The organism is Thermophilibacter mediterraneus (assembly GCF_900119385.1).
Classification (GTDB): Bacteria; Actinomycetota; Coriobacteriia; order Coriobacteriales; family Atopobiaceae; genus Thermophilibacter; species Thermophilibacter mediterraneus.
The window spans coordinates 81,761-106,957 of sequence record NZ_FPKO01000008.1; the positions used below are offsets into that span (position 1 = coordinate 81,761).

Below are 25,197 nucleotides of genomic sequence, written 5' to 3' on the forward strand. Positions count from 1 at the left end.
CAAGGACGGTGATCGCATGGCCATCATACAGACAACAGTGGACGACGATGTCAAGCGTGACGCGGACGCGGTCTTCGCTAGGTCCGGACTCACGACCGCCATGGCCGTCCGCGTGATGGTAACGCAGGTCGCCCGCGAGGGGAGAAGCCCCTTCGACGACCTCTTCTCCAGTGGTCGCATGTCTGCGGAACTCGCGGAGCGGGCGCACCTCGACATGCTCCGTGCCGAAGCGATGGAATACGGCATCGTTCCCGACGAGTCCTACGACGCTCGGGAGCTGCCCGAGAGTGCGCTCGAGATCCTCGGGCTCACCGAGGACGAGGCCGCGCTGTGAGCGGGTGGACGGTACGAGCCACGGACGACTTCTGGGCAAGCGTGTCGCGTCTCAGGGAGTTCTACGACCGCGGGGAGTACGTCGCCATCGTGAGGACTATCCGAGAGGCCATCGAGGAGCTTGCGGAGAAGGGCAGGATTGAGGAGAGCGGCTGGGGTGAGCACGCGCTCCGCAGAGCGCCGTTCGACGACGGGTGCCACTTCGAGTTCCACATCCACGATGATGATGTGCTGGTCGTCTACTTCAGGCGCGAGAGAAGGCGCGTCATACGCATGGTTGGCGCGTACACGCATCGCTCGATTCCCGGCTCTCGGTCCTGACAGCACGTGAGCTGAGGAACTGCTCAGCGATTCTGTTGCCGATGCGGTAGCCCCTGCGCTGCATGCTCCGGGCGAAGCTCTCCCCGAGGATGGACACGTGCGAGGCGTACTGGCGCTTCTGGCGGCGCACGCCGGAGCTCCGGCCTCGTCGGACACGGTGCCTGGAGGCCCGCCGCCCTTGCGGGCGGCCGGGGCGCGCCTTCCGACACCGCGCGCTCGCCAGCGACTCCCGTTGGTCGCCTCTCCTCGCGCGCCTCGTTTCGAAACAGCCCCTCGGGTCGGGGCGAGCCAGCGCTTGACGGGACGTGCCGCTCCGACAGGCAGCGAGCCCGGCACAAAACCCCTGACGTTGGGTAGCGCGTTCCAGCAACGGCCTCCACCGCCGCAAAGTGGCCATCGTTGGGTACCGAGTTCCGGGAAAGTCCGACGCGGCGACCCGGGACCCGGGCCCGGCGACCTGCCACGAGGCCCCGATTGACACGTTTGCCGGACGATTGGGTGCCATCGTCGCCGCGGAGCGCATTCCTCCGGGAGGACGACCACCCAATCGCGGGGGCCTCCTGACAAAACGAGGCATTTGGGAGAGAGCGACTACCCAATCGCGGGGGCCTCCTGACAAAACGAGGCATTCGGGGGAGAGCGACCACCCAATCGCGGGGGTTTCCTGACAAACGGGGCATTCGGGCCGCGTGAGCGCGCCTCGCTCGCCAACGTCCCGGCGCGCGAGGGACAGGGAGGCGCCAGCGAGAAGAACCGCGACCCCGCGAGCCGCGCGCTACCGCCCGGTGATCGCGCGGCGCAGCATCATGACGTAGGCCTCGGCGCCCTCGGGGCGCAGGTGCGTCCCGTCGTCCCAGAAGTAGTCGTCGTGCCCGGCGCTCTCGGCGTACCAGTCGATGATCTGCACGTTGTCGTAGGTGGCCGCCACGTCGCGGAAGAGCTGGTTGTTCATGTCCTGGTAGGCCTGCGGGACGCGGCAGGTCACGAGGTAGACCTCCTTGTCGGCCCCGGCGGCGTCGATGAGCGCGCGGACCTGCTCCTCGCGAGCCACGCCGTTGTTCCCGAGCGCGAAGACCACGACGTCGGCGCCGTGCCCGGCGTCGACGCAGCCCTGGTAGGCGTCGAGCCCCGCGCCGAGCTGCCGGCCGATCGCGGCGTCGATCCAGCCGTTGGGGAAGACGCGCGCGAACTGATCCGCCGCGCCGAGCGACACCGAGTCGCCCACCACGAGCACCGAGGCGTCCGTTGCCCCCGTCTCGGCGTTGACCTGGTAGCTCAGGCTGTTGATCGTGTCGACGGCCGCGGCGAACGAGGTCCCCGCGAGGTAGGTCCCCGAGAGGTCGTAGCCCTCGACGTCGGGGTTGAAGGCCTGCACCTGCGTCTCGGCGTCGGTCGGAGCGCCCTGGGGCTCGGGCGCGGGGGCGATCGACACCACGGCGACCGCCACGAGCGCGACGGCCTCGGCGACGAGCGCGGGCCGCGCCTGGCCGAGCGCCACCGGCTCGCCGACGCCGCGCTCGAGCACGCGGTAGGAGGCCTCGGACACGGCGAGGATGACCGCGAGCTCGAGCGCCCAGCCCCACCACGGGAGCTCGGTGGTGCGCGTCGCGGGGTTCATCACGAGCAGCAGGGGGTAGTGCCAGAGGTAGACCGCGAACGCGCGCCGGCCGGCCGTCGCGAGCGGCCGCAGGGAGAGCGCGGAGGACACGGCCCCGCCCCCCGGCCGGCAGACGACGCCGATGACCACGGCAGTGAGCAGGGCGGCGAGGAAGATGCCGCCGCGGTACGCGAAGTCGGAGTAGCCGTTGAGCGTCACCGCCATGACGGCGAGCCCCCCGAGCGCGAGCAGCGCGGCGGCGTCGTAGGCCCACGCGGGCGCCTCGCGCCGCTCGCCGCCGCCCTCGCCCCCGCGAACGGGCAGCGTCACGCGCAGGCCGCGCCCGCGCGTGGCGAGCGCGAGCGCGGCGCCCACGAGCAGCTCCGCGGCGCGCGTGTCCGGCCCGTAGTAGATGCGGTTGGTGTCCCCGGTGGGGTCGTAGAGGACCGCCATGGCCACCGCGGAGGCGACGGCGAGCCCGAGCGTGACGGCGACCGCGGCCCGACGGCTCCGCGCGACGCGGGAGAGCGCGAGCAGCACGAGCGGCCACACCACATAGAACTGCATGGTCACGCCCACGAACCACAGGTGCGTGAGCGGGGAGGGGAGCCCCGCCGCCGCGAAGTAGGAGACGTTGCGCACGATGTAGGCGAGGTTCTCGACGAAGAGCAGCGCGGGCACCGCGTCGCTCTTGACCTTGCCAAGCAGCGACGGCGCGAAGAGCGCGCAGAGGACCGCCGTGGCCCCCACCACCACGAGCATCGAGGGGAGCATCCTGCCCACCCTCCGCAGCAGGGTGCGCCCGTACCCGGAGCCCCCGTCGCGCGCGATGCGGCGCTCGAGCGAGAGCGTGGTGAGGTAGCCCGTCAGGACGAAGAACACCGTGACCCCGAAGTAGCCGCCCGGGAGCAGCATGGGGTCGGCGTGGTACGCGACGACGGCGGCGATGGCGAGGACCCTCAGGCTGTCGAGGGCGGCCACCTTTCTCGTGCTCGGCATGAAACTCGCTTTCCTTGTTCGTCGCCCCGGGGGGCGACGCGTCCTTCGACTAACGACCGCGCCGCGGCCGCCGGGCGAGCCGCGACCGGCGTGCCCGACCCCATTCTAGCCCGAGCGCCGGACGCATCGCGCGTGCCTTCCCTGTTGAGCCTGTAGAGAAGCGTGCGCACCGAGCGCCCCCGACCGGCCTCGCCTATACTGATAGGGTTGCATCGAGCACGACGAGAGGAGCCGCCATGGCAGCCAGCGAGAGCCCGGTCGAGCTGTTCGGCCTGAGGGTCGCCCACGTGGGCGTCAACGAGTCGACCCGCGAGGAGGCGGAGAGGACCGCCGACGCGTTCTGCGCCCTGCTCGGCGTCCCCCGCGGGGAGGAGCCGTTCCCGGTCTCGGCGTTCTCGGGCAGCCTCGTGGAGGTCATGGGCAACGGCGGGCGCGGGGAGCGCGGGCACATCGGCCTGCACGTCGACGACGTCGACGCCGCGGTCGCCTGGTACGAGGCGCGCGGGGAGCGCTTCGACGAGTCCTCCCGCAGGCTCGACCCGGCGGGCTCCGGCAGGACCTATCTCATCTACTTCGAGCGCGAGGTCGCCGGCTTCGCGATCCACCTCACCGTCGCGGACTAGCGCGGCGGGAGTGACGAGCCGGCCCGAGGAACCAGGAAGACGCACGTGATAGCACTCGCAGACAAGATCACCAAGTCCTTCGGCGGCCGCGTCCTGTACGCGGGCGCCACCCTGCAGCTCAACGCCCACGAGCGCTGGGCCCTCGTCGGGCCCAACGGCGCGGGCAAGACCACGCTGCTCAAGATCATCATGGGGGAGGAGTCCGCCGACGAGGGGACGGTGAGCTTCGCGCGCGACACCACCGTGGGCTACCTCGAGCAGGAGACCCACCTCGCGGGCGAGAAGAGCGCGCTCGCCGAGGTCGTCGACTCGGCGCACGAGGTCAAGGACGTCGAGCGCCTGGTGGCCGAGCTCGAGCGGCAGATCTCCGAGGCCGCGCCCGGACCCGAGCTCGACTCCCTGCTCGAGCGCTACGGCCACGCGCAGGACCGCTTCGAGCGCCTGGGCGGCTACGAGCTCGAGAGTCGCGCCCGGGCCATCCTCGCCGGCCTCGGCTTTCCCGTCGAGGACTTCGACAAGCCCGCGCGCGAGTTCTCCGGCGGCTGGCAGATGAGGATCGCCCTCTCCAAGCTGCTGCTCCGCCACCCCGACCTGCTCCTGCTCGACGAGCCCACCAACCACCTCGACCTCGAGAGCGTCAAGTGGCTCGAGCAGTTCCTCGCGGGCTACGACGGCGCCGTCCTTCTCGTCAGCCACGACCGCGCCTTCATGGACGCCTGCGTCTCCCACGTGGCCGCCGTGGAGAACCGCCGCATCACCACCTACACCGGCAACTACTCGAGCTACCTGCGCCAGCGCGAGGACAACCTCGAGCAGATGCGGGCCAAGCGCGCCGCGCAGGAGCGCGAGATCGCCCACATGCAGGTCTTCGTCGACAAGTTCCGCTACAAGCCCACCAAGGCCGCCCAGGCCCAGGAGCGCATGAAGAAGATCGAGCAGATCAAGAAGGAGCTCGTGATCTTGCCCGAGGGCACCAAGAAGGTGCACTTCTCGTTCCCCGAGCCGCCCCGGACCGGCGACGAGGTCGTGAGGCTCGAGGGCGTCTCGAAGTCCTTCGGCGAGAACCACGTCTACTCGGGGGTCGACCTGAAGCTCTACCGCGGCGACCACGTCGTGCTCGTGGGCCCCAACGGCGCGGGCAAGTCCACCCTCATGAAGCTCATGAACGGCCGGCTCGCCCCCGACGAGGGCGAGGTCGCGCTCGGCAAGGACGTGACGATGGCCTACTACGCCCAGCACCAGCTCGAGCAGCTGAACGAGGCCAACACGGTGCTCGGCGAGATGGACTCGGTCGCGCCCGGCTGGACCACCTCCGAGGAGCGCCGCCTGCTCGGCGCCTTCCTCTTCCACGGCGACGACGTAGAGAAGCGCGTGAGCGTGCTCTCGGGCGGGGAGCGGGCGCGCCTGGCGCTCGCCAAGATGCTCGTGGCGCCGGACCCGCTGCTTTTGCTCGACGAGCCGACCAACCACCTCGACATCGACTCGGTCGACGTGCTCGAGCACGCGCTCGTGGGGTTCGCGGGCACGATCGTGCTCATCTCCCACGACGAGCACCTCGTGCGCGCCGTGGCCAACAAGGTCGTGGACGTGCGCGACCACCAGGTCACGGTCTACGACGGCGACTACGACTACTACCTGTTCAAGCGCGCCGAGCTCGAGGCTCGCGCGGCGGGCGAGGCGGCCCCGGAGGCGCCCCGCGCCCAGGCGCGGGCGCAGTCCGCGCCGAGCGAGGCCGCGCCCGCGGGCCGCAACGTCAAGACCCGCGAGCAGCGCCGCGCCGAGGCGGAGGAGCGCAACCGCCGCAACCGCGCGCTCAAGGCTGAGCGCGACCGCCTCCGGCAGGTCGAGGCCGCCCTCGAGCCCGCGCAGGCGCGCCTCGCCGAGCTCGAGACCCTCATGGCCGACCAGGAGCTCTACAACGACGCGAGGCGCTTCGACGAGTGCATGACCGAGTACACGGCGCTCTCGAAGAAGGTGCCCGCGCTCGAGCAGGAGTGGCTCGAGCTCACCGAGAAGATCGAGGGGGCCGCGGATGCGTGAGCCGAGCCTCGCGCCCCGCGCGCTCTTCGCGCTCGCCGTGGCCCTGCGCGTGGCCGCGTGGGCGATCGTCCTTCTCGTCGTGGCCGACGCCGTGCTGCCCGCCGGCGCGCGCACCTGGCTGCTCGGCGTCAACGGCGCGCTCTCCCGCCTCGTCCCGGGGGCGCTCTCCGGGCTCTTCGTGCTCCAGACGCCCCTCGGCGGCGCCTTCCGCGGCGACTTCGCCGTGGTTGCTATAGTGTTGCTCGTGCTCGACTGGATCTGCTGTCGCGCGTCTGCCTCGCTGCGCTAGCGCCGCGAGAGGGGAGGAAGCGTGCCCGTCACACTCGAAGGCCTCGTCTCCATGGTCGTGACCGTCGCCCTCGTCATGTTCTCGGCGATGGTGCACGAGGTCGCGCACGGCCTCGCCGCGCACCTGTGCGGCGACGACACCGCCAAGGAGGCGGGGCGCCTCACGCTCGACCCGCGCGCGCACCTCGACCCCATCGGCTCGGTCGTCCTGCCGCTCGCGATGGCGCTCATGGGCGGCCCGGTCTTCGCCTTCGCGCGTCCGGTGCCCTACAACCCGGCGCGCCTGCGCCACCCCCGGCGCGACGAGCTGATCGTGGCGCTGGCGGGCCCGGCCTCCAACCTGCTGCAGGCGCTCGTCGGCACCGCGCTCGTCGCGGCGCTGCTCAGCCCCGCCGCGCTCGCGGCGGCGCCCGACGCGGCCCTCGCGCTGCTCGACGTCCTTCTCACCTACGTGTCGGTGAACCTCGTGCTCTGCTTCTTCAACCTCATCCCGCTGCCGCCGCTCGACGGCTCCAAGGTCGTCCTCTTCTTCCTGAGCGGCCGCGCGCGTGCGCGCTACTACGAGCTCCAGAACTACTCCATGGCGATCCTGCTCGCCGCGCTCTACCTGCTGCCGGGGCTCCTGCGCGTGGACCCGCTCGGCGCCTACCTCGACGCCACGGCGGGCCGGCTCTTCGGCGCGCTCATCGGGGCGGTGCTCTGAGCGATGTCCTACCGCGTCAGGACGCAGGCCTACTCGGGGCCCTTCGACCTGCTGCTCCAGCTGGTGAGCAGGCAGAAGGTCACCATCGGGTCCATCTCGATCTCGGAGGTGGCCAGCCAGTACCTCGAGGAGGTCGAGCGCATGGCCGACCTCGACCTCGACGTGGCGAGCGACTTCGTGCTCGTGGCGTCGACGCTGCTCGACATCAAGGCCGCCTCGCTCGTCCCCGACGAGCCGACCGTCCGCGGGCGCGGCGCCGACGACGAGGAGGACGACGAGCTCGAGGGCCTCTCGCCCGACGAGGCGCGCGAGGTGCTCATCGCACGCCTCATCGCCTACAAGCAGTTCCGCGGCGCGGCCTCCGCCCTCGCGGCGCGCGCCGACGCGGAGGCGCGCATGCACCCGCGCACGGCGGGCCCCGACCCCGACTTCCTCGGCCTCATGCCCGACTACCTCGAGGGCATCACGCTGCGCAGCCTCGCCGTCATCTGCGCCGACATCGACAGCCGCCGGGAGACCTTCCTGCTCGAGGCGGAGCACGTCGCCCCCCGGCGCCTCCCGGTCGCGCTCACCATCGCCTCGGTCGACCGCCTCGTCCGCTCGCGCGGGCGCGCGAGCTTCGGCGAGCTGCTCGACGGCCGGGACGACCCCGAGGAGGTCGTCGCCAACTTCCTCGCGATCCTCGAGCTCTTCAAGCGCGGCCTCGTGGACGTGCGCCAGGACGAGCTCTTCGGCGACATCGAGATCACCCACGTTGAGGGGGCGGCCCCCTACGAGCTCGACGACTCGGTCCTGGCCGAGCTCGCCGAGGACCTCGGCGACGAGGCGGCCGCCCTCGCGGAAGGAGGGGAGGGACTGTGAGGGACCTCGACCGCATGGACTCGGGCTCGCTCAAGGGCCTGCTCGAGGCGCTCCTGCTCGTGTCGTCCGACTCCGTGCCGGCGACCGACCTCGCGCGGGCGGCCGGCGCGCAGCCGGGCGAGGTCGCGTCCGCGCTCGCCGAGCTCTCGGCGGAGTACGCCGACGCCAACCGGGGCTTCCAGCTGCGCGAGGTCGCGGGGGGCTGGCGGCTCTTCACCCACCCGGCCTACCACGACCAGGTCGCCGACTACGTCCTGTCGTGGGACACCCGCCGGCTCTCGCAGGCGGCGCTCGAGACGCTCGCGGTCATCGCCTACCACCAGCCCGTCACCCGCGAGGGGGTGCGCGCCATCCGCGGCGTCAACTCCGACGGCGTGATATCGTCGCTGCGCGAGAAGGGCCTCGTGCGCGAGGTCGGGCGCGAGGCGGACCGCGGCCAGGCCCAGCTCTGGGGCACCACGCGGCTCTTCCTCGAGCACTTCGGCCTCAGGAGCCTGCGCGAGCTCCCGCCGCTCGAGGACTTCGCCCCCGACGAGGAGTCGCGCCGCTTCATCCGCGAGCGCCTCTCGGGGCGCTCCATCTCCTCGACCCCCGAGGAGGCGGCCCGCGACATGGACGACGAGCGCGAGCTGCTCGACGACTACGGCGAGAAGGACGAGGGGGCCGACGCCGCGGACGGGGGCGCGGACAGCGCCGCGGGCGAGGGGGAGCGCGATGAGTGACCTCATCCGGGAGGACGGGCTCTACCCCATGCGCCTCCAGCGCTTCCTCGCGCGCGCGGGCGCGGCGAGCAGGCGCGGCTCGGAGCGCCTCATGACCGAGGGGCGCGTGCGCGTGAACGGCGCGGTCGTGACCGAGCTCGGCAGCAAGGTCGACCCGGCGCGCGACGTCGTCACCGTCGACGGCGTCACCGTGAGCATCGCGGAGCGGCCGCGCTACCTCATGCTCTACAAGCCCGCCGGCTACCTCACCACCATGAGCGACCCCCACGGCCGCCCCACGGTGGCCGAGCTCGTCCCCGTTGACGAGGCGCCGGGGCTCTACCCGGTGGGCAGGCTCGACCTCGACACGACGGGGCTTCTGCTCTTCACCACCAACGGGTCGATGGGCCAGGCCCTGCTGCACCCCTCGCGCCACGTGACGAAGCACTACGTTGCGCTCGTCACGGGGACCCCGGACGAGCGCGACCTCGCGCGGCTCGAGGCGGGCGTCATGCTCGAGGACGGGAGGGCGGCGCCCGCGCGCGCCGAGCTGCTCTCGCCGCGCAGCCCGCTCTTTGGCGTCGTGGCCCCGACGGGCCCCGGTCACACCGGTGGCGGCGAGCCCAACGCCGTGGTGGGCCTCACCATCCACGAGGGCAGGAAGCACCAGGTCAAGAAGATGATGCAGGCCGTGGGCCATCGGGTCCTGCGGCTTCACCGGGACGCCTTCGGGCCGCTCAGGCTCGAGTGCGTGGCGCCGGGCGCGTGGCGCGACCTCGACGAGCGCGAGGTCGCCGCCCTCGAGGCGCTCTGCGCGCACGACACGACGGGACCCGCCGGCCGCGGCCGCGGGGGAAGGGGAGGCTCACAGCCATGATCGTAGCCATCGACGGGCCCTCGGGCTCGGGGAAGTCGTCAGTCGCGCGCGAGGTCGCGCGCCGCTGCGGCCTCACGTACCTCGACACCGGGGCGATGTACCGCTCCGTCGCCTACCTCTGCCTCGAGCGCGGGGTGGACCCCGCCGACGACGAGGCGACCGAGCGCGTGGCGCGCGAGGCGAGGATCGAGTTCGTGCCCGACGGCGAGGGGCAGCGGGTCATCGCCAACGGCGAGGACGTCACCGCGCAGATCCGCACGCCCGAGGTGGAGCGCGCCGTCTCGCCCGTGTCCGCCAACCCCGCCGTGCGCGAGGTCATGGTCGCCCTCCAGCGCGCCGCCGGCGCCGCGGGCGACGTCGTCGCCGAGGGGCGCGACATCGGCACGGTCGTCTTCCCCGCCGCGGACGTGAAGGTCTTTCTCTGCGCCTCGCCCGAGGCCCGCGCGCGGCGCCGTGCCGTGCAGCGCCTCGGCGGCAACCTCGCGACCGGCGACGTCGTCGAGGTCGACGCGGAGGCCGAGCGCACGATCCTCGACGACCTCGTCCGCCGCGACGCGTACGACTCGACCCGCGAGGCCTCGCCGCTGCGGCCGGCCGACGACGCGTGCCGCATCGACTCGTCCGACCTCGGCTTCGAGGAGGTCGTGGACGCCGTCGTCTCACTGTCACCCGAGCTCGCCGCCCGCGCGCAGAAAGGACGCTCATGACCGAGGGGACCGAGGCCGGCGGGCGCATGCGCGCCTTCGCCGGGAACTCCTACGACGACTACTACGACCACGACCTGCGCGAGCACCCGCTGCCCGGCCGCCTGTTCATCGGCGCCGTCGTGGCGATCCTCAACGTGCTGACGCGCCTGCTGTGGCCGTGGCGCATCGAGCACGTCGAGCGGCTGACCGGCGACCCCCGCGGGCGCGTGCTCATCATGAACCACGAGTCCATGCTCGACCCGGTCGCCGTGGTGGTCACGCTGTGGCGCGCGCACGTGCCGGTGCGCATCGTCTACAAGAGCGAGTTCGACAAGATCGGCCCGGCCACGTGGCTCTTCTCGCGCGCGGGCGGCTTCCCGGTCGAGCGCGGGACCGCCGACATGAAGACGGTCCGCCGGGCCCGCGCCATGCTCATGCGCGGCGAGTGCGTGCTCATCTACCCCGAGGGCACGCGCGTGCGCGACGACGCGGATCAGCGCTCCCACGGGGGCTACGCGATCATGGCGCAGCTCGCCAAGGCGCCCGTGCAGCCCATCGCCATCATCGGGGCGCGCGACCTGCGCCTCAGGGGACGCGTCTACATGGACGTGGGGGAGCCGATCGAGTGGGGCGAGCTCACGGCGACGAAGCGCAAGGAGCAGCTCGCCGAGATGGAGCGCACGGGCATGGAGTGCGTCTACGAGCTGCGCGACCGCCTGCGCCGCGAGCACCCGGGGGTGGAGTAGCCGTGGCCGAGATCAGGGTCGCGAGGGAGGCGGGCGCCTGCTACGGCGTCGAGCGCGCGCTCGCCATGGTCGAGTCGGCGGCAGAGGAGCGCTCCTGCGCGGTCCACACGCTCGGGCCGCTCATCCACAACCCGCGGGTGGTCGCCGACCTCGAGGCGCGCGGCGTCACCGTGGTGGGCTCCCCCGAGGAGGCCGCGGGCGACGCGCTGCTGCTGCGCACCCACGGGACCGCGCCGGACGAGGAGCGCCGGGCCCGCGAGCTCTGCGCGCGCGTGCTCGACGCGACGTGCCCGTTCGTCAAGAAGGTCCACCTCGCCGCGGAGCGCCTGAGCGCCGAGGGCTACCAGGTCGTCGTGGTGGGGGAGGCCGGGCACCCCGAGGTCGAGGCAACGCTGCCGCACGCGCCGGGCGCCGTGGTGGTGGGATCTCCCGAGGAGGCCCTCGCGCTGCCGCACGCGCGCAGGGTCGGTGTGGTGGTGCAGACCACCGCGCGCCGGGCGCTGCTCGCCGAGGTCGTGGGCGCGCTGCTCGGGACGGCGGAGGAGGTGCGCGTGGTCAACACGATCTGCGAGGCCACGGCGGGCCACCAGGCCGCGGCCGACGAGCTCGCGCGCGAGGCCGACGTGATGGTGGTCATCGGGGGGCGCATCTCGGCCAACACGACGCGGCTCGCGGAGATCTCCGCGGCGCGCTGCCCGCGCACGCACCACGTCGAGGGCGCGGACGAGCTGCGCGCGGAGTGGTTTGAGGGCGCCGGCCTCATCGGCATCACCGCCGGGGCGAGCACCCCGTCGAGCCAGATCGAGGCGGTCCGCGAGCGGATCGCGCAGATCGTCGGGGCGTAGGCGAGAAGAACCCCGGGTCGGCGCCGCTGCGCCGCGGGGACGGAGTCGGGAGGGGAGCGATGTCTGAGCAGGGGCGCGCGGACTACGCGTCGACGAGGCCGCAGGCGACGGGAGCGTGGGTCGCCGCGGTCGAGGAGGGCAGCCCCGCCTGGGAGGCGGGCATCGAGCCCGGCATGCGCATCGTCACCGTGAACGGCGTCGAGCCGCGCGACCTCATCGACTGGCGATGGGAGGCGGACGGCGCGTTCTGCGAGCTCGAGGTCCTCGACCCGCGCGACGGGACCGTGACCCCCTGCGAGCTGTGGCGCGAGCCGGGGCAGGACTGGGGCGTCGACTTCACCGACGTGCTCTTCGACGGGATCCGAACCTGCGTGAACGCGTGCCAGTTCTGCTTCATGGCGATGCTGCCGCCCGAGGCGCGCGCCACGCTCACGCTGCGCGACGACGACTACCGCCTGTCCTTCCTCCAGGGCAACTTCGTCACGCTCACCAACGTCACCGACGAGGAGGCCGACCGCATCGTCGAGTGCGGCCTCAGCCCGATGAACGTCTCCATCCACGCCATCACCCCCGAGGTGCGCCGGTCGCTGATCGGTCGGCGCGCCGACCGCGGCGTCGAGGTGCTCGAGCGGCTGCTCGCGGGCGGCGTCGAGGTCCACGCGCAGATTGTGCTGTGCCCCGGGATCAACGACGGCGACGAGCTCGCCGCCACCCTCGACTGGGTCGAGGCGCGCACCGGCATCACCTCGCTCGCCATCGTGCCGCTCGGCTACACCAAGCACAGCCGGCGCTTCCAGCGCTCCTACTCCGACGACCCCGCGGCGGCGCGCGAGGTCGTCCGCGCGCTCGAGCCCTACCAGCGCCGCGCCCGCGAGACCCTCGGCATCACGCGCTTCCAGCTCTCCGACGAGTTCTACGTCGCAGCCCGCCTGGACGTCCCGCCCGCCGAGACCTACGACGGCTACCCGCAGTTCTACGACGGCATCGGCATGCTGCGCAGCTTCCTCGACGAGGCCGCGCTCGTGGCGCGGGAGCGCGCGGGCGAGATGTCCGAGGCGGACGCCGCGCTCGCCGCGCGCGGCCTCGAGGCGCGGCTCGTCTGCGGCGAGGCCGCCGAGGAGACGATCGGCGCCTTCTGCGCGCTGCTCTCGCCGTCGGGGCGCGCTCGCACGCGCGCGGTCCGCAACGACTACTTCGGCGGCGACGTCAACGTCACGGGACTCATCGTCTCCGAGGACCTGCTCGCGCAGCTCCCGGACGACCTGGGCGACACCCTCGTGGTGCTCCCCGAGGTCATGTTCAACTTCGACCGGCTCACGCTCGACGGCGACACGCAGGAGCACGTCATCGCGGAGCTCGAGCGCCGCGGCGCGCGCGTGGGCGTGAGCGTGCCGAGTCCCGGCGCCTACCTCGACTGCCTGCTCGAGCTCGTGCGGGGGTAGCGCGGCGCGCCCGGGGTGCGTGCGGGATACAGACGGAATCCGGCCGCAGACCGACCGCAACCCGCACGCGTTTGGGGTACGTGCATGTTGCAGACGGAATCCGGCCCGAAACCGACCGCAGCCCGCACGCGCTTGGGGTGCGTGCGGGTTATGGACGGAATCCGGCCGCAGACCGACCGCAGCCAGCACGTGTTTTGGGTACGTGCGGGATACGGACGGAATCCGCCCCGAAACCGACCGCAGCCCGCACGTTCTTCTCTGCTCGTGCCCACCGCGCCGCCCGCGCGCGTTCGCGTACAATGTCCTGAGCAACCGCGTCGAGGGAGGGACCATGTCACACGCCCGCACCGCAGCGCTCACCGCAGGCATCGCGCTCGCGCTCCTCGCCTGCCCCGCGACCGCGCTGGCAGCCGGCTCGGCGGCGCAGGGGGCGCCCGAGGCCGCCTACGACCGCGCCGACTTCTACGAGCCCGCGCCCGACGAGCCGGGCGCCCTGCTGCTCGCGTCCGGGGCCCGGCTCGTGCAGATCTCGGACGAGATGAAGTACTTCACCAAGTACGAGAGCCACGGCAACTACGACCTCGGGTTCTCGTCCGGGGACGGCTACAACGCGCTCGGCTACTACCAGTTCGACCGGCGCTACAGCCTCGTCTCGTTCCTGCGCTACTGCCTGAGCTACGACGGCGAGAAGTACGCGATGTTCGAGCCCGTCGTCGAGCGCGCCGACGAGGTGGCGGCGACGACCGACGAGAGCGGCGAGGCGCTCGAGCGCTCGCCGATGGTCGACGAGGACGGCGAGCTCACCGAGCTCGGCACCCTCGTCGAGGGCGCGTGGCACGCCGCCTACGACGCCGACCCCAAGGAGTTCAGCCTCCTGCAGGACAACTACGCCTACGAGGGGTACTACGCCCGGTCCGAGAGCTACCTCGCGTCCCGGGGGATCTCGATGGCGGGCCGCGCCGACTGCGTGAAGGGCCTCGTCTGGAGCGCCACCAACCTCTTCGGGACCGCCGGCGTGCAGTTCTTCCTCGACGAGGCGGGGCTCACCAACGACATGACCGACCGCCAGTTCGTCAACGCCCTCGTCGACGCCATCGTCGACAACGTCGCCGAGCGCTACCCCTCGCAGCCCCAGTACCACGACGCCTGGATCCGCCGCTACGAGAGCGAGCGCGCCGACTGCCTCGCGCTGCTGCCCGAGGACCCGCTCGAGTACCGCATCTCCGCCGTGTCGCCGAGCAACGGGACCCTGCGCGTGAGCGACTCCTACGCCACGGCGGGCGCCACCGTCACCGTGAGCGCCTCCGCCGACGACGGCTTCGTCCTCGATGAGGTCACGGTGACGACCTCCGACGGCGCGAGCGTCGCGCTGAGCGGCTCGGGCGACACCCGCACCTTCGTCATGCCCGAGGCCGACGTCACCGTCGCCGCGACCTTCGCGCCCCGCTTCTCGGACGTCGCCGACCCGCTCGCGTGGTACTTCGACGGCGTGTGCTGGATCGTCGAGCAGGGGGCCATGCAGGGCTACGGCGACGGGTCCGGCCTCTTCGGGCCCGAGGACAGGCTCGACCGCGCCCAGATGGCGATGGTCCTCTGGAACCTCGAGGGCCAGCCCGAGGCGGAGTCCGACGCGCACGAGCGCTTCGACGACTGCGCCGAGGGAGCGTGGTACGACGAGGCGGTCGGCTGGGCCTCCGAGCAGGGCATCATGAACGGCTACGACGAGCACACCTTCGGCGCCTCCGACCCCATCACGCGCGAGCAGTTCGTCCTCGTGCTCTGGCGCCTCGCCGGGCGCCCCGCGCCCGCCGGCGACCTCACGACCTTCGAGGACGGCGCGGCGGTGGGCGAGCCCTACGTCGGCGCCATGGTCTGGGCCGTGGGCCAGCAGATCGTGCGCGGCACCGGCGAGGGCCAGACGCGCATCGACCCCGCCGGCCAGCTCACGCGCGGCGCCGCGGCCTCGATGCTCCAGCGCTGGCAGGAGGGGGCCTAGGCCCGTCCGGGGCGACCCGGGCGAGAAGGACCTGCCGCCGCGGGCCCTTCTCGCCCTCCTCCTGCGCCGCCGCGCGCCCCGTCGTGGTGATTTGGCGCGCTCGCGGCCGAAAACCGACCGCTCGTGGCCGTTCGTGGTACCCTTGCTGCACCAATGGAATAGCAAGGAGACAAGATGCCAAAGCCCGTAGTCGCCGTGGTCGGCCGCCCCAACGTCGGCAAGTCCACGCTCGTCAACCGCATTGCGGTGAGCCGCGACGCCATCGTCCACGAGTCGCGCGGCGTCACGCGCGACCGCTCGTACCACGACGCCGACTGGAACGGGAGGGACTTCACCCTCATCGACACCGGTGGCATCGAGTCCGTCAAGTCCAAGGACGTCTTCGCCCCGCGCATCCGCGAGCAGGCGCTCATGGCCTGCGAGGAGGCCGACGTCATCGTCTTCGTGGTGGACGGCACGACCGGCGTCACCGACGAGGACGAGGAGGTCGCCCGCGTCCTGCGGCGGCAGGAGAAGCCGGTCCTGCTCGTGGTCAACAAGCGCGACGACCCGTCGACCGAGCAGGACGGCCTCTGGGACTTCTACGCCCTCGGCGTCGGCGAGCCGCGCCCCATCTCGGCCGGCCACGGGCACGGCACGGGCGACCTGCTCGACGAGATCGTGGGGTGCTTCCCCGAGCCGTCGGACGACGAGGCCGAGGAGGACATGCTCTCGCTCGCCATCGTCGGCCGCCCCAACGTGGGCAAGTCGAGCCTCGCCAACCGCCTCGCCAACAAGAAGCGCTCCATCGTCTCGGACGTCGCCGGCACCACGCGCGACGCCATCGACACCGTGATCGAGTGGAAGGGCATGCCCATCCGCCTCGTCGACACGGCCGGCATGCGCAAGAAGACCCAGGTCCACGAGGACGTCGAGTACTACAGCCTCGTGCGCGGCCTCCAGGCCATCGACCGCGCCGACGTGTGCCTGCTCGTCGTGGACGCCACGGTGGGCGTGACCGAGCAGGACCAGAAGGTCGCCGGCATGGCCATCGACCGCGGCTGCGGCCTTGTGCTCGTGCTCAACAAGTGGGACCTCGTCGAGACCGAGCAGCAGCGCGACGAGATCGCGGCATCCATCGACAAGCGCCTCGCGTTCTGCCCGTGGATCCCCGCGGTCAACGTCTCCGCGCTCACCGGCCGCGCCACGGACAAGGTGCTCGCCCTCGCCGTGCGCGCCGCCGAGGCGCACGCGTCCCAGCTCAGGACCTCCGAGCTCAACGACCTTCTCTCCCAGATCCGCGAGGGAGGCTTCACGCGCAGCGAGCGCGGGCGTCGCCTCAAGATCCAGTACGCCACGCAGACCGGCTCCAAGCCGCCCGTCATCTGCTTCTGGTGCAACGCCCCCGACCTCGTGGACGACAACTTCGAGCGCTTCCTCGAGAACCGCCTGCGCGAGCGCTTCGACCTCACGGGCACGCCCGTGCGCCTGAAGTTCCGCAAGAAGTCCGAGGGGGGCGATCGCTGATGCTCTCCCTCGAGGCGCTGACCGCGCTGCTCACCCTGCTCGCGTACCTCGTGTGCGGGATTCCCTTCGGACTCGTGGTCGCTCGGGCGATGGGCCACATCGACGTGCGCACCACGGGCTCGGGCAACATCGGCACCACCAACGTCGCGCGCTCGGTGGGCAAGGGCGCCGCGGCGCTCACGCTCCTGCTCGACCTCGGCAAGGGGCTCGTCTGCATGCTGGTCTCGCGCCTGGTGCTCGCGCTCGCCCTCTTCGGGGGGGACTTCGCCTCGCTCGACCACACCACCGCCTTCGGCGCCTCGCTCTCCGTGGTGTTCCTGGGCTGCATCCTCGGGCACGTCTTCAGCCCCTACCTGCGCCTCCACGGCGGCAAGGGCATCGCGGTGGGCTTCGGGGCCGCGCTCGGGCTCTACTGGCCCATCGGCGTGGGCCTCCTCGCCCTGTTCCTCGTGCTCGTGATTCCCACGCGCTACGTCTCGCTGGGGTCGGTCGCCGCCGCCGCGTCGCTGCCGCTGTGGTGCGTCCTCTTTGGCTTCCCGGCAATCTCCGTCGCGCCGATCGCGGTGGCCGCGGTCGTCGTCATCTGGTCGCACCGCGAGAACGTCCGGCGCCTCGTCCGCGGCGAGGAGCGTCGCTTCTCGTTCCACAAGGGCGGCCGCGACGAGCGCGAGGGCGACGGCGCGGAGGTGTCGGGGTCGTGAGCGCCGCGGTCAACCGAATAGCGGTCGTGGGCTCGGGCTCGTGGGGCACCGCCATGGCGGGCCTGCTCGCCCCGCGCGCCGCCGAGGTGCGCCTGTGGTGCCGCGACGCCGCGCTCGCCGATGAGATCGGGCGCACGCGCAGGAACCCGCGCCACCTCAGCGACTACGAGCTGCCCGCCAACGTGCGCGCAACCGCGAGCCGCTCGGGGGCGCTCGACGGCACCGAGGTCGTCGTCATGGCGGTCCCCTCCGCGTACCTGCGCGCGACCTGCGCCGACCTCGCGCCGCTCGTGCCCGCCGGCGCGCCGGTCCTCGTGCTCACCAAGGGCGTCGAGCCCGGCACCGGCGCGCTCATGGCCGACGTCGTGGCCGACGAGGTCGGCGGCGCCGCTCGCGTGGCCGTGCTCTCGGGCCCCAACCACGCCGAGGAGGTCTGCCTCGGGAAGCTCTCCGCCGCGGTGCTCGCCGCCCAGAGCCAGGAGGTCGCGCTGAGGCTCCAGGGGCTTCTCGTCAGCCCGTCCTTCAGGGTGTACGTCTCCCGCGACGTGGCGGGCGTCGAGATCTGCGGCGCGGTCAAGAACGTCGTCGCCATCGCCTGCGGCGTCGCCGTGGGGCTCGGGGCCGGCGACAACACCCTCGCCGTCATCATGACCCGCGGCCTCGCCGAGATCGGGCGCGTCGCCGCCGCGCTCGGGGCGGACCCGCTCACCCCCATGGGCCTCGCGGGCATGGGAGACCTCGTGGCCACCTGCACGTCGCGCCACTCGCGAAACCGCACCTTCGGCGAGGCGCTCGCCCGCGGCGAGACGCTCGCCGCGTTCGAGGCGCGCACCCACACCGTGGTCGAGGGGGCGCGCGCCGCCGGCAGCGTGCTCGAGCTCGCGCGGGCGCACGGCGTCGAGGTCCCCATCACGAGCGCCGTCCACGCCGTCCTTACGGGGGCGACCGACGTGAGCCGGGCGACCGAGGTGCTGCTCGGGCGCCGCCCGGGCGAGGAGTTCTACGGAATCGCAAACGACCAGAAGGAGTAGACAGACGATGGAAGAGATCCTGGTTGCGCCCTCGGTCCTCTCGGCCGACTTCACCCGCCTCGCCGACGAGCTCGGCGACGTGTCCTCGGCCGACCTCGTCCACTTCGACGTCATGGACGGGCACTTCGTCCCCAACCTCACGTTCGGCCTCGACGTGCTGCGCGCCGTCAAGTCCGCGACCGACCTCCCGGTCGACGTCCACCTCATGATCTCCAACCCCGACGAGATGGTCGAGAAGTACCTCGACGCGGGGGCAGATGTCGTGTCGTTCCACTACGAGGCGACCGCGCACGCCCACCGGCTCGTCTCGCTCATCCGCGACCGCGGCGCCAGGGCCTCGGTGGCCATCAACCCCGCCACGCCCGTCTGCCTGCTCGAGCCCATCCTCGAGGACCTCGACATGGTGCTCGTCATGACGGTGAACCCGGGCTTCGGCGGGCAGAGCTTCATCGAGAGCTCCCCGCGCAAGGTCCGCCGCCTGCGCCGCATGTGCGACGAGCACGGCGTGCACCCGCTCATCGAGGTCGACGGAGGCATCTCGTCGGCCACCGCCGCTGCCGTCACGTCGGCCGGCGCGCGCGTCCTCGTGGCGGGCAGCGCCGTCTTCGGCACCGCCGACCGCGCCGCCGCCATCGCCGACATCCGTCGTGCCGGACTCGCCGGCGCATCCAAGACCGCGTAGCGTGGGGCCCGCCGTGACGTACGCCTACCTCGACTACGCCGCCTCCGCCCCCCTGCGCCCCGAGGCGCTCGAGGCCGAGCGCTCCTACGACGCGAGCCCGGTGGCCGGCGCCAACCCCAACTCGCTCCACAGCATGGGGCGCGCGGCGGCGCGCGAGCTCGACCGCGCCCGGCGCGAGCTCGCCGCCTGCCTCGGCGGCGCCTTCCGCCCCTCCGACGTGACGTTCACCTCCGGGGGCACCGAGTCCAACAACCTCGCGGTCATAGGGCTCGCCGAGGGCGCGCGCGCCCGCGACGCCCGCCGCAGGCGCGTGGTCCTCTCGGCCATCGAGCACGACTCCGTCCTCGACCTCGTGGGGCCGCTGCGCGACCGCGGCTTCGAGGTCGAGCTCGCCCGCCCCGACCGCTCGGGCGTGGTGGGCCCGCGGGCCCTCGAGGGGCTCGTGGACGCCTCGTGCGCGCTCGTCTCGGTCATGGCCGCAAACAACGAGACCGGCGTCCTGCAGCCCACCGGCGAGCTCGCGCGCGCCGCGCACGCCGCCGGCGCGCTCTTCCACACCGACGCGGTCCAGGCGCTCGGGCACGTTCCGCTCGACGTCGCCGACGCGGACGCCGTGAGCGTGGCCGCCCACAAGCTCGGCGGGCCGGTCGGCGTGGGCGCGCTCGCCGTGCGCGGCCGCGCCCCGCTCAGGCCCATCAGCTTCGGGGGCGGGCAGGAGCAGGGGAGGCGAGCCGGCACGCAGGACGTCCGCGGGGCCCTCGCCTTCGCCGCCGCCGCGCGCGCCTGCGCGGCCACGCTCGACCGGACGGCCGCCGAGGTCGCCGGGAGGGCCCGTCGCCTCGCGGGGGCGCTCTGCGCGCCCGGGACCGGCATCGTCGCCACGACCGACGCCGAGCGCCGACTGCCCGGCATCGTGAACGTCATGGCGCCCGGGCTCGACTCCGAGACCATGATCTTGGCCCTCGACCAGGAGGGGTTCGAGGTCTCCGCGGGCTCCGCCTGCTCCTCGGGCTCCCTCGACGCCAGCCACGTCCTTCTCGCCATGGGCATCCCCCGCGAGGAGGCGCTCGGCTCGCTGCGCATCTCCTTCGACGAGCGCGTGGGTGACGACGTCCTCGCGCGGCTCGCCCAGGCACTCGTCAGAATCGTCGCCGAGCGCGGTCGGTCCCGCGCGCGGCGCTAGCGGAAGAAGAGAATGGAAGCCATGACTGAAGCCACCGCCCTCACCACGCTCCAGGAGATCGACCTCGAGCTGCTCAAGCACGCCTCCGCGCTCGCCTCGATGCCCCAGCAGCAGCGCCTCAAGACGATCGAGCTCGCGCGGAGGAAGGTCGCCAGCGAGCTCACGGGCATCGTCGGGCAGCGCAAGGACGCCGAGCTCGAGATCGCCGACACCGAGGCCGACCTCGAGCACTACAACCAGAAGACGGCCGAGGTCCAGGCCGAGGCGGACGCGGGCGGCCACACGCACCGCGAGATCCGCGACTTCGAGCAGTCGCTCACCTCGCTCGCAAAGCGCATCGAGAAGTGCGAGTTCGCCCTCGGCCCCGCGCGCGAGCGCCTGGGCCGGCTCGAGCGCGCCGAGCGCAACGCGCGCCTCACGCTCGAGCGACTCGAGCAGGAGCGCGAGGCGGCCCAGGCGTCACTCGACGAGGGCTCGGCGACGCTGCGCGCGAAGATCGTCGAGCTCACCCGGCGCCGGGAGGACGCGGCCCGCGACGTGAGCGCCGAGCACCTCGCCGCCTACGAGGTCGCGCGCAGGCGCTTCAAGGGCCTCGCCGTCGAGCGGCTCCGCGGCAACGTTCCCTCCGTGTGCCGCGTGAAGCTCCAGCCGAGCCAGTTCCACGACCTCGCCCACGGCGACGAGATCACCGAGTGCCCGTACTGCCACCGCATCCTCATCACCTCCGAGGAGGTCGAGGGCGAGTGAGCGAGAAGAACCTCGGCCCGGAGGGCGCAGACGGCCGCGCGCCGCGCGTCCTTCTCGCCGTGTGCGGGGGCATAGCCGCGTACAAGGCCTGCGAGGTGCTGCGGGGCCTTCAGAGGGCCGGCTGCGACGTGCGCGTGACCATGACCGAGGACGCGCTGCGGTTCGTGGGCGCCGCGACCTTCGAGGCGCTCTCCGGGGCGCCGGTGGCCACGTCGCTCTACGGCCACCCCGGCTCGGCGATCCCGCACATCGAGCTCGCCGAGTGGGCCGACGTCGCCCTGGTGGTGCCCGCGACGGCCAACGTGATGGCGAAGATGGCCTGCGGCATCGCCGACGACTGCCTCACGACGACGCTGCTCGCCTGCCACGGGTGCTGCCCCGTCCTGGTGGCGCCCGGCATGAACGTGCACATGTGGCAGAGCCCCGCGACGCAGGCCAACGCCGAGACGCTGCGCTCCCGCGGCGTGCACCTCGTGGGGCCCGACTGCGGCCGCCTCGCCTGCGGCGACGTGGGCGAGGGGAAGCTCGCGCCGGTGGACCAGATCGTCGCTGCGGCGCGAGCGGCGCTCGGGGCGGGCGACCTCGCCGGGCTGCGCCTCGTGGTCACGGCGGGCCCCACCCACGAGGCCATCGACCCCGTGCGCTTCATCGCCAACCGCTCGACCGGCAAGATGGGCTACGCGCTCGCCGAGGCCGCCGTCGCGCGAGGAGCCGAGGTCACGCTCGTCTCCGGGCCGACGGCGCTCGGCTGCCCGGCCGGCGCGCGGCGCGTGGACGTGGTGTCCGCGGCCCAGATGCGCGACGCGACGCTCGCCGCCTTCGAGGACGCCGACGCGGCGATCTGCTGCGCCGCCGTGGCCGACTACACGCCGGCGCGCCCCGCGGACCACAAGCTCAAGAAGTCGCGCGAGCACCTGGACGCCATCGAGCTCGTCGAGACGGCCGACATCCTGGCCGAGCTCTGCGCCGCCAAGGGAGAGCGCGTCGTGGCGGGCTTCGCCGCCGAGACCGACGACCTTCTCGCGCACGCCACGGAGAAGCTGCGCCGCAAGGGGGCCGACCTCATCGTGGCCAACGACGTGAGCCGCCCCGAGTCCACCTTCGGCGCGGACACCAACCGCGTGGCGCTCGTCACGGCAGCCGGCGTGCGCCAGCTCGAGACCATGCCGCTGCGCGCCGTGGCCGACGCGGTCCTCGACGCCGTGCGCGACCTGGGCGCGGCGCGGTAGCGGGCGTGGGGGGCGGGCTGTAGGGCCGGACATCATTCCGCCCGAATGCGCGCCGCCCGCCCACGCGCCAACCGCCCGCCAGCACAGACAGATTCCGCAGGAGCCTCTCCAGACATGAGGCCAAGGTAAGACCACGACCCGGGAGGGACCCAATGGACGAGAAGAACGCCTGCACGATGGCCGCAAGCGGCGAGCCGCCCGCCCGCGGCCCGCTTTTGGGCTGCCACCTCTCCACGTCGGCCGGCTACGCCGCCATGGCCGCCGACGCCGTCTCCATAGGCGCCACCACCTTCGCGTTCTTCACGCGCAACCCGCGCGGGGGCAACGCGCGCGAGCTCGACGACGCCGACCTCGCCGCGTTCCTCGCCACGTGCGCGGGCCACGGGATCGGCCCGCTCGTGGCGCACGCGCCCTACACCTACAACCTCTGCTCCGCCAAGCCCGAGACCGTGGAGTTCGCGCGCCGCGCGATGCGCGAGGACCTGGGTCGCATGGAGCGCCTGCCCGGCAACCTCTACAACTTCCACCCCGGCAGCCACGTCAAGCAGGGCGTCGACGAGGGGGTCCGCCTCATCTGCGAGGGCCTCGACGAGGTGCTCGAGCCCGGCCAGCGCACGACGGTGCTGCTCGAGACCATGGCCGGCAAGGGCACCGAGGTCGGCCGCAGCTTCGAGGAGCTCGCGCGCATCATCGAGGGCACGCGCCACGGCGAGCTGCTCGGCGTGTGCCTGGACACCTGCCACGTGGCCGACGCCGGCTATGACATCGTCTCCGACCTCGACGGGGTTCTCGACGAGTTCGACCGCGTCATCGGGCTCGAGCGCCTGAGGGCCCTCCACCTCAACGACTCCAAGAACCCGCTGGGCAGCCACAAGGACCGCCACGAGCGCATCGGCGAGGGCTCGCTCGGGCTCGAGACGTTCCGCGCGGTGGTCACCAGCCCGCGCCTGGCTGGCCTGCCCATGGTGCTCGAGACGCCGCAGGCGGGCCTCGACGGCTGGGCGGCCGAGATCGCGCTGCTGCGCTCGCTCGCCACGGGGGAGTAGCGCAAAGGGACGGCGAGAAGGACGGCGCGCCCGCGGCGCGCCCGGCCCGGGCCGCGGGCGTTTGTGACAAAATACCCTGTCACCATTGTCAGGAAGGGAGCCGCCCATGGGCATCCTCATCGGACTGGAGCACATCGGCCACGAGTGGCCCGGCAAGCGCGTGCTCGAGGACCAGACCATCGGCATCAACGAGGGCGAGCGCATCGGCATCGTGGGCCGCAACGGCGACGGCAAGTCGACGCTCCTCGAGATCGTGGCCCACGCGCTCGAGCCCGACTCGGGCACGGTCACCTGGCGCCGCGGCATCCAGGTGGGCTACCTCGGCCAGGCGGACCGGCTCGACGACGCCGACCCCGTCCGCCGTGCCATCTTCGGCGACGTCCCCGAGTTCACCTGGGCCTCCGACGCCCGGATCCGGGCGATCCTCGACGAGCTCGTGGGCGAGCTCGACCTCGACGGTCCCGTGGGCGAGCTCTCGGGCGGGCAGCGCCGCCGGGTCGACCTCTGCCGCGTCCTGTGCAACACCTGGGACGTCATCTGCATGGACGAGCCCACCAACCACCTGGACCTCGCGGCCATCGAGTGGCTGGCAGAGCACCTGCGCCGCCGCTGGCCGGCGGGGGAGGGCGCGCTTCTCGTGGTCACGCACGACCGGTGGTTCCTCGACGAGGTCTGCGAGCACATGTGGGAGGTCCACGACCGCCGCATCGAGCCCTTCGAGGGCGGCTACTCCGCCTACATCCAGCAGCGCGTGGAGCGCGAGCGCCAGGCGGCCGTCATGGAGGAGCGCCGACAGAACACGCTGCGCAAGGAGCTCAACTGGCTCGCGCACGGCGCCAAGGCGCGCACGAGCAAGCCGAAGTTCCGCATCGAGGCCGCCCGCGCCCTCATCGCCAACGACCCGCCGCTCAGAAACCCGCTCGAGCTCAAGCGCCTGGCCGTCTCCCGCCTGGGCAAGCAGGTCATCGAGATGTCTGACGTGAGCTTCGCCTACCCCGGCGGGCCCAGCGTGATCGAGGACGTCTCGTGGCTCATCGGCCCCGGTGACCGCTACGGCATCCTCGGCGCCAACGGCGCGGGCAAGTCGACGCTGCTGGCGCTCATGACCGGCGCGCTCAAGCCGACGTCCGGCACGGTGAAGATCGGCGCCTCGGTGCGCTTCGGCTTCATGAGCCAGCACCTCGACGCGCTGGCCGAGAGGGACGGCTGGCGCGTGCTCGAGGTGCTCGGGCGCTACAAGCGCAGCTACCTCGTGGGTGGCAAGATGCAGAGCCCCACGCAGCTCATCGAGCGCCTGGGCTTCGAGCAGCGCGAGCTCCAGAACTTCATCCGCGACCTCTCCGGCGGCCAGCGCCGCCGCCTGGCGCTGCTGTGCGTGATCCTGGAGGAGCCCAACGTGCTCGTGCTCGACGAGCCCGGCAACGACCTCGACACCGACATGCTCGCCGTGATGGAGGACCTGCTCGACAGCTGGCCCGGCACGCTCATCGTGGTCTCCCACGACCGCTACCTCATGGAGCGCGTGACCGACGACCAGTTCGCGCTCATCGGTGGCCACGTGCGACACGTCCCCGGCGGCGTCGACGAGTACCTGCGCCTGCTCGCCTCGGGCGAGAAGGACGCGGGGCAGCCCGCCGCGCCGGCCCCCGCGCCCGGGTCGTCCCCGCGCGACGCCGCCCCGGGCGCGCCCCAGGCGCAGCCCGGGCTCACCAACCAGGAGCGCCGCGAGCTCAAGAAGCGCTTCGACGCCGTGGCGCGCCGCCTCGAGAAGACCGCGGCCGACCCAGAGCGCCTGCGCGCGGAGATGGCCGCCGTCGACGCGAGCGACTACGCCGCCCTCATGGCCGCGCAGGCCGCGCTCGACGCGTGCCTCGAGGAGCGCGCCTCGCTCGAGGACGAGTGGCTCGAGCTCGCCGAGCGCCTCGGCATCGACGCCTGACGCCCCGGCGGCCGCCCGGGCGCGCCCGCGCGCCGCTCGCCGCGGCTCTCGCGAATCGGGCGCGGCCCTCCTGGG

General features: G+C 72.6%; 24 protein-coding genes. 23 read left to right on the top strand and 1 reads right to left on the bottom strand.

From position 1 onward, the window contains the following. The first annotated feature begins 16 nt into the window (after positions 1 to 16). Entirely contained in the window at positions 17 to 334 is a 318-nt protein-coding gene (locus tag BQ7106_RS02525) for a type II toxin-antitoxin system RelB/DinJ family antitoxin (protein ID WP_072370815.1), read from the top strand. 41 nt (positions 335 to 375) lie between these two features. Further along, positions 376 to 654, top strand: a complete 279-nt coding sequence (locus tag BQ7106_RS02530; protein WP_240307410.1) for a hypothetical protein — start codon at positions 376 to 378, stop codon at positions 652 to 654. Positions 655 to 1,429: 775 nt separating this feature from the next. On the opposite strand, the gene BQ7106_RS02535 is transcribed toward BQ7106_RS02530, so the two are convergent. Continuing rightward, positions 1,430 to 3,250, bottom strand: coding sequence for an acyltransferase family protein (locus tag BQ7106_RS02535; RefSeq protein WP_072370821.1), 1,821 nt, complete (start codon positions 3,248 to 3,250; stop codon positions 1,430 to 1,432). Between the two features lie 236 nt (positions 3,251 to 3,486). On the opposite strand from BQ7106_RS02535, the gene BQ7106_RS02540 reads away from it, so the two are divergent. The 21 genes from BQ7106_RS02540 to BQ7106_RS02640 all read left to right on the top strand — a co-directional run bounded on the left by BQ7106_RS02540 (position 3,487) and on the right by BQ7106_RS02640 (position 25,122). After that, entirely contained in the window at positions 3,487 to 3,873 is a 387-nt protein-coding gene (locus tag BQ7106_RS02540) for a VOC family protein (RefSeq protein ID WP_072370824.1), read from the top strand. Between the two features lie 45 nt (positions 3,874 to 3,918). Further along, positions 3,919 to 5,913: a ribosomal protection-like ABC-F family protein gene (gene abc-f / locus BQ7106_RS02545; protein WP_072370827.1), complete on the top strand. Its 1,995-nt coding sequence runs from the start codon at positions 3,919 to 3,921 to the stop codon at positions 5,911 to 5,913. Beyond that, positions 5,906 to 6,202 (top strand): hypothetical protein, encoded by a 297-nt coding sequence (locus tag BQ7106_RS02550; protein WP_072370830.1) that lies wholly within the window; start codon positions 5,906 to 5,908, stop codon positions 6,200 to 6,202. The genes abc-f and BQ7106_RS02550 overlap by 8 nt, the downstream gene beginning before the upstream one ends. Before the next feature lie 21 nt (positions 6,203 to 6,223). Continuing rightward, on the top strand, positions 6,224 to 6,904 hold the full coding sequence (locus BQ7106_RS02555; protein WP_240307411.1) for a site-2 protease family protein: 681 nt from the start codon (positions 6,224 to 6,226) through the stop codon (positions 6,902 to 6,904). Between the two features lie 3 nt (positions 6,905 to 6,907). Beyond that, entirely contained in the window at positions 6,908 to 7,765 is an 858-nt protein-coding gene (locus BQ7106_RS02560; RefSeq protein ID WP_072370833.1) for a segregation and condensation protein A, read from the top strand. Next, on the top strand, positions 7,762 to 8,487 hold the full coding sequence (scpB, locus tag BQ7106_RS02565; RefSeq protein WP_072370837.1) for an SMC-Scp complex subunit ScpB: 726 nt from the start codon (positions 7,762 to 7,764) through the stop codon (positions 8,485 to 8,487). The genes BQ7106_RS02560 and scpB overlap by 4 nt, the downstream gene beginning before the upstream one ends. Continuing rightward, complete coding sequence (locus BQ7106_RS02570; protein WP_072370840.1) at positions 8,480 to 9,343, top strand: pseudouridine synthase; 864 nt, start codon at positions 8,480 to 8,482, stop codon at positions 9,341 to 9,343. Before scpB ends, BQ7106_RS02570 begins: the two co-directional genes overlap by 8 nt. Then, complete coding sequence (cmk, locus tag BQ7106_RS02575; protein ID WP_072370843.1) at positions 9,340 to 10,050, top strand: (d)CMP kinase; 711 nt, start codon at positions 9,340 to 9,342, stop codon at positions 10,048 to 10,050. The genes BQ7106_RS02570 and cmk overlap by 4 nt, the downstream gene beginning before the upstream one ends. Further along, the gene (locus tag BQ7106_RS02580; protein WP_083526851.1) at positions 10,047 to 10,775 is read left to right on the top strand and encodes a lysophospholipid acyltransferase family protein; all 729 of its coding nucleotides are present in this window, start codon (positions 10,047 to 10,049) and stop codon (positions 10,773 to 10,775) included. The genes cmk and BQ7106_RS02580 overlap by 4 nt, the downstream gene beginning before the upstream one ends. A 2-nt stretch (positions 10,776 to 10,777) precedes the next feature. Then, positions 10,778 to 11,620 (top strand): 4-hydroxy-3-methylbut-2-enyl diphosphate reductase, encoded by an 843-nt coding sequence (gene ispH / locus BQ7106_RS02585; protein ID WP_072370846.1) that lies wholly within the window; start codon positions 10,778 to 10,780, stop codon positions 11,618 to 11,620. A gap of 59 nt (positions 11,621 to 11,679) precedes the next feature. Then, a complete protein-coding gene (locus BQ7106_RS02590) occupies positions 11,680 to 13,062 on the top strand; it encodes a DUF512 domain-containing protein (RefSeq protein ID WP_072370849.1) in 1,383 nt (460 codons plus the stop codon). A 331-nt stretch (positions 13,063 to 13,393) separates the two neighbouring features. Beyond that, a complete protein-coding gene (locus BQ7106_RS02595) occupies positions 13,394 to 15,058 on the top strand; it encodes an S-layer homology domain-containing protein (protein WP_072370853.1) in 1,665 nt (554 codons plus the stop codon). Positions 15,059 to 15,232: 174 nt separating this feature from the next. Beyond that, entirely contained in the window at positions 15,233 to 16,564 is a 1,332-nt protein-coding gene (gene der, locus BQ7106_RS02600; protein WP_072370857.1) for a ribosome biogenesis GTPase Der, read from the top strand. Then, a complete protein-coding gene (plsY, locus tag BQ7106_RS02605) occupies positions 16,564 to 17,265 on the top strand; it encodes a glycerol-3-phosphate 1-O-acyltransferase PlsY (RefSeq protein WP_072370860.1) in 702 nt (233 codons plus the stop codon). The genes der and plsY overlap by 1 nt, the downstream gene beginning before the upstream one ends. Further along, positions 17,262 to 18,296: an NAD(P)H-dependent glycerol-3-phosphate dehydrogenase gene (locus BQ7106_RS02610; protein WP_240307412.1), complete on the top strand. Its 1,035-nt coding sequence runs from the start codon at positions 17,262 to 17,264 to the stop codon at positions 18,294 to 18,296. The genes plsY and BQ7106_RS02610 overlap by 4 nt, the downstream gene beginning before the upstream one ends. Positions 18,297 to 18,303: 7 nt before the next feature. After that, positions 18,304 to 18,978, top strand: a complete 675-nt coding sequence (gene rpe / locus BQ7106_RS02615) for a ribulose-phosphate 3-epimerase (protein WP_072370863.1) — start codon at positions 18,304 to 18,306, stop codon at positions 18,976 to 18,978. Positions 18,979 to 18,991: 13 nt separating this feature from the next. Then, positions 18,992 to 20,161, top strand: a complete 1,170-nt coding sequence (locus tag BQ7106_RS02620; RefSeq protein ID WP_072371987.1) for a cysteine desulfurase family protein — start codon at positions 18,992 to 18,994, stop codon at positions 20,159 to 20,161. Between the two features lie 21 nt (positions 20,162 to 20,182). Further along, positions 20,183 to 20,908, top strand: coding sequence for a zinc ribbon domain-containing protein (locus BQ7106_RS02625; protein ID WP_072370866.1), 726 nt, complete (start codon positions 20,183 to 20,185; stop codon positions 20,906 to 20,908). Beyond that, positions 20,905 to 22,137 (top strand): bifunctional phosphopantothenoylcysteine decarboxylase/phosphopantothenate--cysteine ligase CoaBC, encoded by a 1,233-nt coding sequence (coaBC, locus tag BQ7106_RS02630; protein ID WP_072370869.1) that lies wholly within the window; start codon positions 20,905 to 20,907, stop codon positions 22,135 to 22,137. Before BQ7106_RS02625 ends, coaBC begins: the two co-directional genes overlap by 4 nt. Before the next feature lie 176 nt (positions 22,138 to 22,313). Then, positions 22,314 to 23,183, top strand: a complete 870-nt coding sequence (locus tag BQ7106_RS02635) for a deoxyribonuclease IV (protein ID WP_072371990.1) — start codon at positions 22,314 to 22,316, stop codon at positions 23,181 to 23,183. 106 nt (positions 23,184 to 23,289) lie between these two features. Continuing rightward, on the top strand, positions 23,290 to 25,122 hold the full coding sequence (locus tag BQ7106_RS02640) for an ABC-F family ATP-binding cassette domain-containing protein (protein WP_072370872.1): 1,833 nt from the start codon (positions 23,290 to 23,292) through the stop codon (positions 25,120 to 25,122). The last annotated feature ends 75 nt before the right edge of the window (positions 25,123 to 25,197 follow it).